Origin of the sequence: Burkholderia sp. Ac-20349, assembly GCF_017104865.1 — a bacterium.
Taxonomy (GTDB): Bacteria; Pseudomonadota; Gammaproteobacteria; order Burkholderiales; family Burkholderiaceae; genus Burkholderia; species Burkholderia aenigmatica.
Genome location: NZ_JAAGPM010000011.1, coordinates 49,662 through 63,294, shown reverse-complemented (window position 1 = coordinate 63,294; position 13,633 = coordinate 49,662). Strand labels below are relative to the sequence as shown.

General features: G+C 67.5%; 14 protein-coding genes and 1 tRNA gene. 7 read left to right on the top strand and 8 right to left on the bottom strand.

What is annotated here, in order from left to right; all coding sequences use genetic code 11:
• Window positions 1-2: 2 nt before the first annotated feature.
• The 4 genes from cysD to G3N61_RS06235 all read right to left on the bottom strand — a co-directional run bounded on the left by cysD (window position 3) and on the right by G3N61_RS06235 (window position 4,050).
• Window positions 3-965: a sulfate adenylyltransferase subunit CysD gene (gene cysD / locus G3N61_RS06250; protein WP_205821867.1), complete on the bottom strand. Its 963-nt coding sequence runs from the start codon at window positions 963-965 to the stop codon at window positions 3-5.
• A gap of 76 nt (window positions 966-1,041) precedes the next feature.
• Window positions 1,042-1,788 (bottom strand): phosphoadenylyl-sulfate reductase, encoded by a 747-nt coding sequence (locus G3N61_RS06245; protein WP_205821866.1) that lies wholly within the window; start codon window positions 1,786-1,788, stop codon window positions 1,042-1,044.
• On the bottom strand, window positions 1,785-2,345 hold the full coding sequence (locus G3N61_RS06240; protein WP_205821865.1) for a DUF934 domain-containing protein: 561 nt from the start codon (window positions 2,343-2,345) through the stop codon (window positions 1,785-1,787). The genes G3N61_RS06245 and G3N61_RS06240 overlap by 4 nt, the downstream gene beginning before the upstream one ends.
• Window positions 2,346-2,370: 25 nt before the next feature.
• A complete protein-coding gene (locus G3N61_RS06235; RefSeq protein WP_043189889.1) occupies window positions 2,371-4,050 on the bottom strand; it encodes a nitrite/sulfite reductase in 1,680 nt (559 codons plus the stop codon).
• Between the two features lie 214 nt (window positions 4,051-4,264).
• Here G3N61_RS06235 and G3N61_RS06230 point away from each other — a divergent pair, with 214 nt between their 5' ends.
• From G3N61_RS06230 to G3N61_RS06215, 4 genes are all read left to right on the top strand, one after another.
• Entirely contained in the window at window positions 4,265-5,206 is a 942-nt protein-coding gene (locus tag G3N61_RS06230) for a CysB family HTH-type transcriptional regulator (protein ID WP_014896306.1), read from the top strand.
• A gap of 64 nt (window positions 5,207-5,270) precedes the next feature.
• A complete protein-coding gene (locus G3N61_RS06225) occupies window positions 5,271-6,446 on the top strand; it encodes an ABC transporter substrate-binding protein (RefSeq protein WP_205821864.1) in 1,176 nt (391 codons plus the stop codon).
• A gap of 96 nt (window positions 6,447-6,542) precedes the next feature.
• Window positions 6,543-6,627: transfer RNA gene (locus tag G3N61_RS06220), tRNA-Leu, on the top strand.
• 149 nt (window positions 6,628-6,776) lie between these two features.
• On the top strand, window positions 6,777-6,944 hold the full coding sequence (locus G3N61_RS06215) for a hypothetical protein (protein WP_179258720.1): 168 nt from the start codon (window positions 6,777-6,779) through the stop codon (window positions 6,942-6,944).
• Between the two features lie 23 nt (window positions 6,945-6,967).
• On the opposite strand, the gene G3N61_RS06210 is transcribed toward G3N61_RS06215, so the two are convergent.
• Entirely contained in the window at window positions 6,968-7,870 is a 903-nt protein-coding gene (locus tag G3N61_RS06210) for a LysR family transcriptional regulator (protein WP_205821863.1), read from the bottom strand.
• 117 nt (window positions 7,871-7,987) lie between these two features.
• Here G3N61_RS06210 and G3N61_RS06205 point away from each other — a divergent pair, with 117 nt between their 5' ends.
• Together G3N61_RS06205 and G3N61_RS06200 are read left to right on the top strand one after the other, a co-directional pair.
• Window positions 7,988-8,725 carry an SDR family oxidoreductase gene (locus G3N61_RS06205; RefSeq protein ID WP_205821862.1) on the top strand — a complete coding sequence of 246 codons (738 nt, stop codon included), beginning with the start codon at window positions 7,988-7,990 and terminating at the stop codon, window positions 8,723-8,725.
• Between the two features lie 40 nt (window positions 8,726-8,765).
• On the top strand, window positions 8,766-9,665 hold the full coding sequence (locus tag G3N61_RS06200; RefSeq protein ID WP_205821861.1) for an SDR family oxidoreductase: 900 nt from the start codon (window positions 8,766-8,768) through the stop codon (window positions 9,663-9,665).
• A 30-nt stretch (window positions 9,666-9,695) separates the two neighbouring features.
• Here the strand turns inward: G3N61_RS06200 and G3N61_RS06195 are convergent, their stop codons facing one another.
• Window positions 9,696-10,586, bottom strand: coding sequence for an alpha/beta hydrolase (locus G3N61_RS06195; protein WP_205821860.1), 891 nt, complete (start codon window positions 10,584-10,586; stop codon window positions 9,696-9,698).
• Window positions 10,587-10,692: 106 nt separating this feature from the next.
• Between G3N61_RS06195 and G3N61_RS06190 the strand changes: the two genes are divergently transcribed.
• A complete protein-coding gene (locus tag G3N61_RS06190; protein WP_089451137.1) occupies window positions 10,693-11,589 on the top strand; it encodes a LysR family transcriptional regulator in 897 nt (298 codons plus the stop codon).
• Window positions 11,590-11,629: 40 nt separating this feature from the next.
• On the opposite strand, the gene G3N61_RS06185 is transcribed toward G3N61_RS06190, so the two are convergent.
• Together G3N61_RS06185 and G3N61_RS06180 are read right to left on the bottom strand one after the other, a co-directional pair.
• The gene (locus G3N61_RS06185; RefSeq protein WP_089451138.1) at window positions 11,630-12,550 is read right to left on the bottom strand and encodes a LysR family transcriptional regulator; all 921 of its coding nucleotides are present in this window, start codon (window positions 12,548-12,550) and stop codon (window positions 11,630-11,632) included.
• 169 nt (window positions 12,551-12,719) lie between these two features.
• Entirely contained in the window at window positions 12,720-13,493 is a 774-nt protein-coding gene (locus tag G3N61_RS06180) for an SDR family oxidoreductase (protein ID WP_039368119.1), read from the bottom strand.
• Window positions 13,494-13,633: the final 140 nt, after the last annotated feature.

Here is a 13,633-nt window from a genome sequence, read left to right as displayed (position 1 = left end):
CTTCAGAAATAACCTTGCTTCTTGCGCTGTTCCATCGCGGCTTCGGATGCCTGGTCGTCCATCCGGGTCGCGCCGCGCTCGGTGATCTCGGTCACCGCCGTCTCGGCGATGATCTTCTCGACGTCGTCCGCGTCGCTCTCGACCGGGCACGTGCAGGAAATGTCGCCGACCGTGCGGAAACGCACCTGCGCAAGCTCGCTCGTCTCGCCGTCACGCATCGGCGTGAGCGGCGTGACGGGCACGAGCAGCCCGTTGCGGCGCACGATCTCGCGCTGGTGTGCGTAATAGATCGACGGCAGTTCGAGGTTCTCGCGTGCGATGTACTGCCACACGTCGAGCTCGGTCCAGTTCGAGATCGGGAACACGCGCAGGTGCTCGCCCTTGTGCAGGCGGGCGTTGTACAGGCTCCACAGTTCCGGGCGCTGCGCCTTCGGATCCCACTGGCCGAATTCGTCGCGGAACGAGAAGATGCGTTCCTTCGCCCGCGCCTTCTCTTCGTCGCGGCGCGCGCCGCCGATCAGCGCCGTGTAGCCGTGCTGCTCGATCGTCTCGAGCAGCGTGACGGCCTGCGCGGCATTGCGCGAATCGGTTTCGCGGCGCAGCACGACCGTGCCGCGCTTGATCGAATCCTCGACGTGCCCGACGACCAGCTCGGCGCCCAGCTCCTGCGCGCGGCGATCGCGGAAGTCGATCACTTCCTCGTAGTTGTGGCCCGTGTCGATGTGCACGAGCGGGAACGGCAGCGTCGTCTTGCGATTCGCGCCGAGGCCGAATGCTTTCAGCGCCAGATGCAGCACGACGACCGAATCCTTGCCGCCCGAGAACAACAGCGCCGGCTTGCTGCATTCGGCGACCAGTTCGCGCAGGATGTGGATCGACTCGGCTTCGAGCCAGTCGAGGTGGCCCATGCGGTTGTCGGCACCGGTGGGCGGGGCAAAGGCGGATTGCTCGAGCGTCGTGCTCATGATTTCAGTCCTTCTCTTCTGGGTTCGTGCCGCCCGCTGTCGCTGGCGGCGCAATATTCAGTTTCTTGTCAGGCTTTCAGTGCGTGGCGCCGGTAACGGCTTCCGCGGGAATCGGCGTGATCGTCGTGATGTGCAGCCCGCATTCCTTCGTATCGCGCGACTCCCACCACCAGCGGCCCGCGCGGCTGTCTTCGCCGGGACGGATCGCCCGCGTACACGGCTCGCAGCCGATGCTCGGGTAGCCGCGCGCATGCAGCGGATTCACCGGCACGTCAAACGCCTTGAGGTACGCCCACACGTCGCTTTCCGTCCAGTCGGCGAGCGGGTTGTACTTCGCGATCCCGCGTGCATCGTCCTGTTCTTCCTCGTGCAGCTCCGCACGCGTGACCGACTGCTCGCGGCGCTGGCCCGTGACCCACGCACCGACGTCCGACAGCGCGCGATTCAGCGGCTCGACCTTGCGGATGTGGCAGCACGACTTGCGCAGCTCGACGCTCTCGTAGAACGCGTTCAGGCCGTGCTCGGCAACGTACTGGTCGACCGCGTCCTGCTGCGGATGGAACTGCTCGATCTCGTAGCCGTAGCGCTCGCGCACGCGGTCGATCATGCCGAGCGTCTCGGCATGCAGACGGCCCGTATTCAGCGAGAAGATGCCGATCGACACGCCTTTCGACAGGATTGCATGCGTGAGCAGCATGTCTTCCGCCGCGAGGCTGCTCGCGAACTTCACCTTCTCGTGACGGGCACCGATCCGCGCGAGCAGCGCGTCGAGGCGCTCGACCTTCGCGGCGAGTTCCGGCGTCAGCGCGGTAGCGGCGCTCATGCGCTCACCTTCGCGTCGGGCGTCGCCGCTACGTCAGCCGCCGCGGCGCGACGGCGGAACAGCGGTTCGGGCTGGTCGAACGCACCCTGGTAACGCTGCGTGAATTCCGTGAACGCATTCAGCGCGTCGTGGATGTCCTTGTCGGCGCGCACCGCGTATGCGTCGAAGCCGCAACGCGACATGTACAGCAGCTGGTCGCGCAGCACGTCGCCGATCGCGCGCAGCTCGCCCGTCCAGCCGTGGCGCTCGCGCAGCAGGCGCGCGATGCTGTAGCCGCGGCCGTCCGCGAAGCGCGGGAAATCGACCGCGACCAGCGAGATCGCGCCGAAATCGGCCACGAGATCGGCCGGCTCGCTGTCCGGTGCGAGCCACACGCCGAGCTCGTCCTTCGTCTTCGCGGCGACGAGCGCCGCGCGCTCGGCCTGCCACAACGCGAACGGCACCAGCACCTTGCCGGCCGGCAATGCGTCGACCGCGGGCAGTGCACCGTCTTCCGCCGCGCGCACGACCTGCCATGCATCGTCGATCACTGCGCGGTTCTTGATAATCGAAGCCATCTGCTAGTTCCTTCTACCCGGTTGGTTACGCGTTCACTGCCTGGCGCGCCGCATACACGCGCTCCTTGAACGGCGCGATGCCGATACGGTCGTACGTGTCGACGAAGCGCTCGCCGTCGATGCGCGATTCGACGAACGTGTCGATCAGCTTCGCGATCACGTCGGGCACTTCTTCCGCCGAGAACGACGGCCCGATCACGCGGCCAAGGCGCGCGCCGTTCTGGCCCGTGCCCTGCTCGCCGCCGAGCGACACCTGGTACCACTCGGCACCGTCCTTGTCGACGCCGAGGATGCCGATGTTGCCGACGTGGTGGTGACCGCACGAGTTCATGCAACCGGAAATGTTCAGCGACAAGTCGCCGAGGTCGTACACATAGTCGAGATCGTCGAAGCGCTGCTGGATCCCCAGCGCGATCGGGATCGACTTCGCGTTCGCGAGCGAGCAGAAGTCGCCGCCCGGGCACGCGATGATGTCGGTCAGGAGGCCGATGTTCGGCGTCGCGAAACCGGCAGCCTTCGCCTTTTCCCACACCGCGAACAGGTCGCGCTTCTTCACGTTCGCGAGGATCAGGTTCTGCTCGTGCGACACGCGCAGCTCGCCGAACGAGTACGCGTCGGCCCAGTCGGCCACCTGTTCCATCTGCTTGTCGGTCGCGTCGCCCGGCGCCGCGCGATGATCCTTCAGCGACAGCGTGACGGCCGCGTAGCCGGCCACCTTGTGCGGCGCGACGTTACGCTCGACCCAGCGCGCGAACGCCTTGTTCTCGAGCAGATGCTGTTCGAACGATGCGTCGGTGTCGGCCAGCTTCTCGTAGGCCGGCGGCTGGAAGTACTGCGACACGCGATCGACTTCCGCCTGCGTGAGCGTCGACGGGCCGTCCTTCAGGTGCTGCCACTCTTCCTCGACCTGCTGCGCGAACTTCGCGGGCGACAGCGCCTTCACGAGGATCTTGATGCGCGCCTTGTACAGGTTGTCGCGGCGGCCGTAGCGGTTGTACACGCGCAGCACGGCTTCGCAGTAGGTCAGCAGATGCTGCCACGGCAGGTCTTCCTTGATCACCGCGCCGATGATCGGCGTGCGGCCGAGGCCGCCGCCCGCGAGGATGCTCGCGACCACTTCGCCCTGCGCATTCTTCTTCAGGTACACGCCGAGGTCGTGGATCTGCACGGCCGCGCGGTCGTCCTTCGAGCCCGACACCGCGATCTTGAACTTGCGCGGCAGCCACAGGAATTCGGGATGGAACGTCGACCACTGGCGCAGGATTTCCGACCACGGACGCGGATCGATCTCCTCGTCCTGCGCGACGCCGGCGAACTGGTCGGCCGTGATGTTGCGGATGCAGTTGCCCGACGTCTGGATCGCGTGCATCTGCACCGACGCGAGCTTCGCGAGGATTTCGGGCGTGTCTTCCAGCTCGACCCAGTTGAACTGGATGTTCGAGCGGGTCGAGAAGTGACCGTAGCCGCGGTCGTGTTCGCGGGCGATGCGCGCCAGCATCCGGAGCTGGTCGCTGCGCAGGTTGCCGTAAGGAATCGCGATGCGGTGCATGTACGCGTGGCGCTGCATGTACAGGCCGTTCTGCAGGCGCAGCGGACGGAATTCGTCTTCGCTCAACTCGCCCGACAGCCGGCGGCGCACCTGATCGCGGTACTGCGCGACACGCTCGTCGACGATCGTCTGGTCGTATTGGTCGTACTGATACATTCGGGGACCCCAGGGTTTTCGTGGTGACCGCGCGACGTCCTAGCCACGTCGCGCCCGAATCTCCGTTCCGCCGTCACCGCCGCCATCCGCTGCCGGGTGGATTGCTAATGACGAAAACAGATATCCATATTTGAAAAACTCCGGTGAATCGTAATAAACTCGCCTTATATTTCAAACGACTAAAAAATTCTGTTGATATGCGGAAGGGTTATAAATGAACCTGCACCAATTTCGCTTCGTGCGCGAGGCCGTCCGGCAGAATTTCAACCTCACCGAGGCCGCGAAGGCGCTCTACACGTCGCAACCGGGGGTATCGAAGGCGATCATCGAGCTCGAGGACGAGCTGGGCGTGGAGATCTTCACGCGGCACGGCAAGCGCGTGCGCTCGCTCACCGAGCCGGGCAGGATCATCCTCGCGTCGGTCGAGCGGATTCTCCAGGAGGTTGAAAGCCTTAAAAGGGTCGGGAAGGATTATGCAGCCCAGGATCAGGGCAACCTGACCATCGCCGCGACCCACACGCAGGCCCGCTACTCGCTGCCGGCCGCGATCGCCGAATTCAAGAAGCGCTTCCCGAAGGTGCACCTGTCGATCCTGCAGGGCAGCCCGACGCAGGTGGCCGAGATGGTGATCCACGACCAGGCCGATCTCGCGATCGCGACCGAGGCGATTTCCGACTACAAGGAGCTCGTGTCGCTGCCCTGCTTCCAGTGGCACCACGCGGCCGTCGTGCCGGCCGACCATCCGCTGCTCGAACGCAAGCCGGTCACGCTCGACGATCTCGCGCAATACCCGCTGATCACGTACGACGACGCGTTCGCGGGCCGCAAGAAGATCAACCATGCGTTCGCGCTGCGCGGGCTGTCGCCGGACATCGTGCTCGAGGCGATCGACGCCGACGTGATCAAGACCTACGTCGAACTCGGCCTCGGCGTCGGCATCATGGCCGACATCGCGTTCAACCCGGAGCGCGACCGCAACCTGCGGCTGATCCCGGTCGGCCACCTGTTCGGCAGCAACGTGACGCGCGTCGCGCTCAAGCAGGGCGCCTACCTGCGCAGCTATGTGTATACGTTGGTCGAACTGCTCTCGCCGACGCTGAACCGCAAGCTGATCGAACAGGCGCTCAAGGGCGAATCCGAATCGTACGAACTCTGAGCGGCGTGTATAAACACGGGGGCGCACATCGCGCCCCTTTTTGCTGTCCGACGGAGCATTCCGCATGACGCGTCCCGCCCTGCCACCCCTTCCCGCTCTGCTGCGCCGCGCCGCCGGTGTCGCCCTCGCGCTCGCCTGCGTGGCCGCGCAGGCCGACCTGAAGATCGGCGTCGACCTGTCGTCGACCGGCCCGGCCGCCGCGATCGGCATCACGAGCAAGAACGCGATCCTGATGTGGCCGAAGACGATCGCCGGGCAGCCCGTGCAGGTAACGGTGCTCGACGATGCGTCCGATCCCGGCACCGCGGTGCGCAACATCCGCAAGCTGGTGGACGAGGATCACGTCGACGTCGTGGTCGGCCCGAACATCACCCCGGCCGCGCTCGCGGCGCTCGATGCGGTGGCCACCGGGCAGACGCCGATGATCACGCTGGTCGGTTCCGGCGCGATCGTCGAGCCGCAGGAAGGCGCGCGAACCTGGGCGTTCAAGATGGCGCAGAGCGACAGCGCGATGGCCGACGTGATGACGCGCTATATGGCGAACCACGGCGTGAAGACGGTCGGCTTCATCGGCTTCGCGGACAGCTACGGCGACAGCTGGCTGAACGAGTTCACGCGTTTCGCGGACCTGCGCAAGATCCGCGTCATCGCGACCGAGCGCTTCAACCGCACCGACGCGAGCGTCACGGGCCAGGCGCTGAAGCTGATCGCGGCAAAGCCCGACGCGATCCTGATCGCGGGCTCGGGCACGCCTGCCGTGCTGCCGCAGCGCACGCTGATCGAACGCGGCTACAAGGGCCCGATCTATCAGACACACGGGATCGCGACGCCGGAATTCATCAAGCTTGGCGGCAAGGACGTCGACGGGACGCTGTTCCCGACCCAGCCGGTGGTCGTCGCACGCACGCTGCCGGCCGATCATCCGGCCCGCAAGGCCGCGCTCGCGTTCGTCGATGCGTACGAGGCGAAGTACGGCGCCGGCACGGTCACGCAGTTCGCGGGCGACGCCGCGGGCGTCTATCCGCGCCTCGCCGACGCGGTCGGCCGCGCGCTGAAGGCCGCGCAGCCCGGCACGCCCGCGTTCCGCGCGGCGCTGCGGCGCGAGCTGGAACGCGCGCACGAGCTCGTCGTGCCGAACGGCGTCGTCAACACGAGCGACAAGGATCATGTGGGGCTCGATCAGCGCGCGAGCGTGATGGGCATCGTCAAACAGGGCCGATTCGTCTACCTGAGCCAGTGACATGTGCCGCCGGCAACCGGGCAGCTTGCCCGGCGGCGGGATTTCGGACATAATCCGCGTTTCGCCGCGCACAATCGCATGCGCGGCCAGGATCAAGCCCAGGTGGTGAAATTGGTAGACGCAGGGGACTCAAAATCCCCCGCCGCAAGGCGTGCCGGTTCGATTCCGGCCCTGGGCACCAGCATTCTCGCAGCGTGATGCGCTGCGCTTCCCGAAACCCGCGCAAGCTCGCCGCTTCGCGGGTTTTTTGTTTTTGCCGCATGCACGCGCAACGCGTACCCCCACGCTGCAGTCCAAGCATCATGAGGATGCGCGACACGGAGGCACGCCATGTCCATGCGCACGATTTCATCTCCGCTCTGCCGCCGCGTGCTCGCCGTGGCGCTGTCGCTCATGCTAGCCGGATGCGACATCCTGACCGCGCCACCGGTGCCCGACTGGCCGGGCCCGCACGCGCCCTACCCGTTCCCGGACAGCATTCCGCATCGCACCGAATGAATGGACGAGACGGACGCGCCAGCTCAGACCATCAACGCCCGCACGAAGTCGAGAAACACGCGCACCTTCGCCGAAACGAGATTGGACGCGTGGTGATACGCGTAGAGCGGAAACGTCTCGTCCGCCCACGCCGGCAACAGCAGCACCAGCCGCCCGTCGGCAAGGATGTCGCGCGCATAGAGTTCCAGCAGCTGCGCGATCCCCGCGCCGCCCAGGCACGCGCCGAGCAGCATGCCCGTATCGTTGACCATCAGCCGGCCGGCCGCATCGAACGGCACCACCTCCTCGCCGCGATGGAATTCCCATTCGAATGGCCGCCCCGTCACCGGATCGCGGATCAGCACGCAACGATGCCCATCCGCGAGATCCCGCGGGTGCCGCGGCTCGCCATGACGCGCGACATAGGCCGCCGACGCGCAGGTGAGCACGCGCGTTTCCAGCAGCAACCGCGCACGGTATGACGACGGCTCCGGAATACCGAACCGCACCGCCACGTCGAACCCGTCGGCGACGAGGTCGCCCATCCGGTCGCGCACGCTGATCTCGACGGACAGGTCGGGAAAGCGGTCGAGAAACTCCGCCATCTTCGGCGCCAGCACGTAGTGGCCGAAAGTCGCGTCGACGTTGACGCGCAACCGCCCCCTGACACGCGCCTTCGACTGGCCGGCGTCGATCGCCGCCTCCTCGATGCCGGCCAGCAGCGGCGCGACCGCCTCATAGAAGCGCCGCCCTTCGTCGGTCAGCGTGATCGCGCGCGCCGTGCGGTTGAAGATCCGGATGCCGACGCGCTCTTCCAGCCGGGCGACGGCGCGGCTCACCGCCGGCTGCGTCAACCCCATCGCCTCGCCGGCGCTCGCGAAGGTGCCGGCCTCGATCACCGCCGAGAGCACGCCGATGCCGCTCAAAAGCCTGCTGTCGAATGCCATAAGACATACTTTCAGTCATTCTTGATCTGATCATTATTCATTATTTTTATTGAACGAGGGCGCCTACATTAGTCCTGTCGCCGGATTGCACGGCACTCACGAACCAAGGAGCAGGACATGAGCACATCGGAACAGGTCGCCCTCGTCACGGGCTCGTCGCGCGGCATCGGCGCGGAAATCGCCCGCCGTCTCGCCCGCGACGGTTTCAGGGTCGTCGTGAACTACGCCGGTGGCACCGGCCCCGCGCAGGAAGTGGTCGACGCGATCGTCGCCGATGGCGGTACGGCCGTCGCGGTACAGGCAGACGTCGCCGATCCGGCGGCCGTGGCCGCCCTGTTCGACGCGGCCGAGCAGGCATTCGGCCGGATCGACGTGGTCGTCAACAGCGCGGGCGTGATGAAGCTCGCCCCCCTTGCCGAGTTCGACGACGCAGCGTTCGACCAGACCGTCGCGATCAACCTGAAGGGGGCGTTCAACGTCAGCCGAGAGGCGGCGAAGCGCGTGCGCGACGGCGGCCGCATCGTCAACCTGACATCGAGCGTGATCGGCATGCGCCTGCCGACCTACGGCGTGTACATCGCGACCAAGGCGGCCGTCGAGGGCATGACGCAGGTGCTCGCGCAGGAAATGCGCGGCCGCGGCATCAGCGTGAACGCGGTGGCGCCGGGGCCGGTCGCGACCGAGTTGTTCCTGCATGGCAAGAGCGCCGAACTCGTCGACCGGATGGCGAAGATGAACCCGCTGGAGCGGCTCGGCCAGCCCGCGGACATCGCCAGCGTCGTCGCGTTCCTCGCCGGCCCCGACGGCGCATGGGTCAACGGCCAGATCCTGCGCGCGAACGGCGGCATGTGCTGACCGGCCGCCTGCCGCGCCTGCCTCTTACCGGAGATCGATCATGAAGGAAGTCATCCTCGTCACGGGCGCATCCAGCGGCTTCGGCCTGCTGACGGCCCAGGCACTCGCCCGCGCCGGCCATACCGTCTACGCGTCGATGCGCGAAAGCACCGGCCGCAACGCACCGCGCGTCGCCGCCATCGTCGCCTACGCGCAGGAGCACGGCGTCGACCTGCGCACCGTCGAGCTCGATGTCGGTGACGACGCGTCCGTCGGTGCCGCCATCGATCGCGTGATCGCGGATACCAGCCGGCTCGACGTCATCGTCCACAATGCCGGCCACATGGTGTTCGGCCCGGCCGAAGCGTTCACGCCCGAGCAGATCGCCCAGCTCTACGACATCAACGTCGTGTCGACCCAGCGCGTCAACCGCGCGGCGCTGCCGCACCTGCGCCGCCAGGGCCGCGGCCTGCTCGTCTGGGTGTCGTCGTCGTCCGCGCGCGGCGGTACGCCGCCGTTCCTCGCCCCCTACTTCGCCGCGAAAGCCGCGATGGATTCGCTCGCGGTGTCCTATGCGGCCGAACTCGCCCGCTGGGGCATCGAGACGTCGATCGTCGTGCCGGGCGCCTTCACCCAGGGCACGAATCACTTCGCCCACGCAGGCAAGCCGGCCGATGCAGCCGTTCAGGCCGCCTACGACGACGGCCCCTATGCGGGCGTCGCCGAGCAGGCGCTGCAGGGCCTCGCCGCGCTCGAACCGGCGGACGCCGATGCCGGCACCGTCGCGACGGCGATTGCCGACATCGTCGCCGCGCCAGCCGGCAAGCGCCCGTACCGCGTGTTCGTCGATCCGTCGCAGGATGGCGCGGAGGAAGTGTTCCGCGTCGGCGATCGCATCCGCCGCGAGATGTTCAGGAACATCGGCCTCGCCGACCTGCTCGCGGCCCGCATCGCCGGCTGATCCGCTGCGCGCCGGACACGCCGGCGCGCCTCAAGCTTGCTCGCAGAACCCGAGGATCGCGTCGGCGACCGCCGCCGGCGCCTCACGCTGCGGAAAGTGACCGACACCGTCCAGCACCTGCCGCGCGTAGCGCCCCGCAAAGCATCGCTCGCGCCCGGCCGAACTGTCCGGATGATTGCAGGTGTCCGCGCCGCCATGCAGCACGAGCGTCGGCACCGCCAGCACCGGCGCGGGATTCAGACGCGCATCGTCGTCGGCATAGGCCTGCGTGCCTGGCGCGAATCCCCAACGATGCCGGTACGAATGCAGGACGACGTCGATCCAGTCGGGCCCGTCGAACGCAGCGGCGGCCGCGTCGAAGTCGCTGTCGAGATACCAGCCCGGCGGCGACCAGGTGTCCCACATCAAGTGGGCAAACGCGCGGCGATCGTCGCGCAACGCCTGCTCGCCGCGCGGCGTCGCCATGAACCAGTGATACCAGTAGTTGCGCGCCTGCTGCAGCGACAGCGGCTGTCCCGGATCGTTGGTGCCGTACCCGACCGACAGCATCACGAGATGCGATGCGGCGGCGTCACGCAGCCCGCACGCGTTCGCGGCCGCCCGCGCGCCCCAGTCGTGCCCGACCAGCACGGGCCGCTCGATGCCAAGCGCATCGACGAAGTCGAGCAGGTCGCGTCCGAGCGCCGCGAGCTGGCCGCTGCGCGGCACGGATGCGTCGCGAAAGCGGGTCGGCGCAAAACCGCGCAGCGCGGGCGCGAGCACGCGATAGCCGCGCGCGGCGAGCGCCGCCGCCACCGCGTCCCAGCCGATCGGGCTGTCCGGCCAGCCATGCAGCAGCACGGCCACGCGCTCGCCGTGCGGGTTCCATTCGAGATAGGCAATGTCGAGCGACGCGGTCGTCGCATGCGCATAGGTCGTCATCGTGTACTCCGTTAGGTCGATCCGAGTGCACGATGGTAGGTAGTTCGTTCATCACGATTCACGGAGTATCATCGTTTATTCTTCGAGTATTGCGTTGAATTGATCCATGGAACCGCTGACCGATCCCGCGTCGACCTCGCTCGACATCACGCTGCTGCGCACCTTCCTCGAAGTCGTCGACAGCCGCGGGTTCGCGCCGGCCGCGGAACGGCTCGCGCTGACGCCGTCCGCCGTCAGCGGCCACATCAAGCGGCTCGAGCAGGCGGCCGGCACGGTGCTGCTCGCGCGCACGACCCGCCGCATCGCGCTCACACCGGCCGGCGACACGCTGTACGCATACGCGCGCAACATCGTCGACATGGAGCGCGAAGTGCGCGCGAGGCTGCGCGGCGCGCCGGCGCACGGGCCGCTGCGAGTCGGCGCGTCGGAAGATTTCGCGGGCGCGTGGCTGCCGCATGTGCTGCGCACGTTTCGCGATCGCCACCCGCGCACGTCGATCGAGCTGAAGGTCGGCATCACCGCATCGTTGTTGCGCGAGCAGACGCTGGGCCGGCTCGACGTCGTGTTCGGCAAGCAGTGCCGGCAGGTCGACACGCCGGGTGAACTGCTTTGGGAAGAACCCCTCGTGTGGGCGTTCGCGTCGGATCGCACGCTCGACGCAGGCGGCGACGTGCCGCTCGCACTGTTTCCGCAGCCGTGCGTCTATCGGGAAGCCGCCGTCGCGGCACTCGCCGCCGCGCTGCGGCCGTTCCGCGTGCTGTTCGAGAGCAGCAGCATGGCCGGCTGCGTGTCGGCCGCGCTCGCGGGCTTCGCGGTCACCGCGCTGGCGCGCAGCCAGCTGCGCGACGGCCTGCGCGAATGCGGGCCGCAGGACGGTCTGCCGGCGCTACCGGCCGCGCGCTTCTACGCGTTCGCGGCGAAACCGGATGGCGCCGGCGCGGCATTGATCGACGTGGTGCGGGAAACCGGGCGCAGCCGGCAGTTCGCGGCGCCGCCCGGCTGAAACAGGCACGACGGTGCGCGATGCAAGCCGGCCGTGCCGGTCAGTCACCCTCTCCGCCCTTCGTCAGCGCGCTCGCCATCAGTTCTCCGAACCACTCGATGAACGCATTGAGCCGGCGCGAACGATGGCGCCGGTGCGGATACACGGCCGACACATCCATCGGCGCGGCGCGGTGGCCGGGCATCACGTCGACGAGTGCGCCGCTGTCGAGCAGATGCGCGACATCGAAGCGCGGAATCTGGATCAGCCCCATCCCCGCGATGCAGCTGGCGATATAGGTTTCGGCGTTGTTGACGATCACGCGGCTCGGCAGCGCGAGTGTGTGCCGCTGGCCATCCGCGCAGTATTCCCAGTCGAGCTCGCGCCCGGTCGTCGGCGACGCATAGCCGATCGCCCAGTGTCCGTGCGCGAGCGCATCCGGATGCTCGGGTACGCCGCATTCGCGCAGGTAGTCGGGGCTCGCGCAGTTGATCAGCGTGAACTGCCCGAGCGGCCGCACGACGAGGCTGCTGTCCGCGAGCCGCCCGACGCGGATCGCGCAGTCGACGCCCTCCTGGACCAGATCGATCGAACGATCCGTCGAGCCGAGCGACAGTTGCAGCTTCGGGTAACGGCGAAACAGCGACGGCAGCGCGGGCGCCACCATGCGGCGCGCAATCCGGCTCGGCACGTCGACGTTCAGCCGGCCGATCACGTCGCGGTCGCGGCGGCGGAACAGGCGGTCGAGTTCGTCGGCCTCCGCGAGCAGGCGCCGGCCGCGTTCGAGCAGCAGCGCACCGTCGGCAGTCAGCTGCACCTGGCGCGTCGTGCGGTGCAGCAGGCGCGTGCCGAGCCCCGTCTCGAGCTGCTGGACGGCCGCCGACACGGTCGCGCGCGGCACGTCGAGCGCATGCGCGGCCTTGATGAAGCTGCCCATCTCGGCAACCTGCAGGAAGATTCTGACCTGATCCAGCTTGTCCATCGGCGGGGAACGTAGGTTCGGACGATCGTCGCCGCCGGCCGTCGCACGTCGCGGCAAGGTCCGGCGGTACAGAAAAAAAAACGGGCGCGCAGCCGCGAGGCCGCGCGCCCGTCCATTGTCCACGCAAACGCGCCATTGCGGTGCGCTGCGCGGCCCGTTGCCGGATCAGTTACTTGGTCGTATAGCCGCCGTTGATCAGGATCGTCTGGCCCGTGATCCACCAGCCGTCGGTGACGAGATGGCGGATGAACGGCACGACGTCCTCGATGTCGGTGAGGCCCGTCTTGCTGAACGGCGACAGCGCGGCCGCCGTCTTGTGATACGCGACCGCGTCGGCGCCCTCGGCCGGGTAGAAGAACGGCGTGTCCATCGGGCCCGGCCCGACGGCCGTCACCGAGATCCCGCGCGCGCCGTATTCCTTCGACGCCGCGCGCGTGAAATGCTCGACCGGCGCCTTCGACCCTTCGTACGCCGCATAGAACGGCGTGAACGCGCCGAGCAGCGACGTCACGAGCGTGACGAGCTTGCCGTGATCCTCGAGGTGCCGCCCCGCTTCCTTGATGAAGAAGAACGCCGACTTGCTGTTGACCGCGAACATCTCGTCGTACTCGGCCTCGCTGATCTCGGTGAACGGCTTCTTCAGCACCTTGCCGACCGTGTTGATCGCGATGTCGATCTTGCCGAAGCGCTGCTTCGCGTCGTCGAACAGCTTCTCGACCGCGGCGGCCGTCGTCAGGTCGCCCTGGAACGTGGCGGCTTCCGCGCCGGCTGCGCGCACCGCGGCGGCCGTCTCCTCGGCCTGCGCCTGCGATGCGGCGCTGTTGTAATGAATCGCCACCGCCTTCGCGCCGTGGCTCGCCAGATCCCGCGCGATCAAGCCACCGAGATTCTTTGCGCCGCCTGCGATCAGGACGACCTTGTCTGCGAGCGTATGAGTTGCCACGGTTGACTCCTTTTCTCGTTGAACGAAGCTTGGAGTGTAGGCACGCGCGACGCGCCGGTCAGCCGGCCGCGGCTGGATGGATTATCCAGAAAAGCGATCCAATCGCATCGACTCAGTGCAGCCTGCCGCACCGACAACCG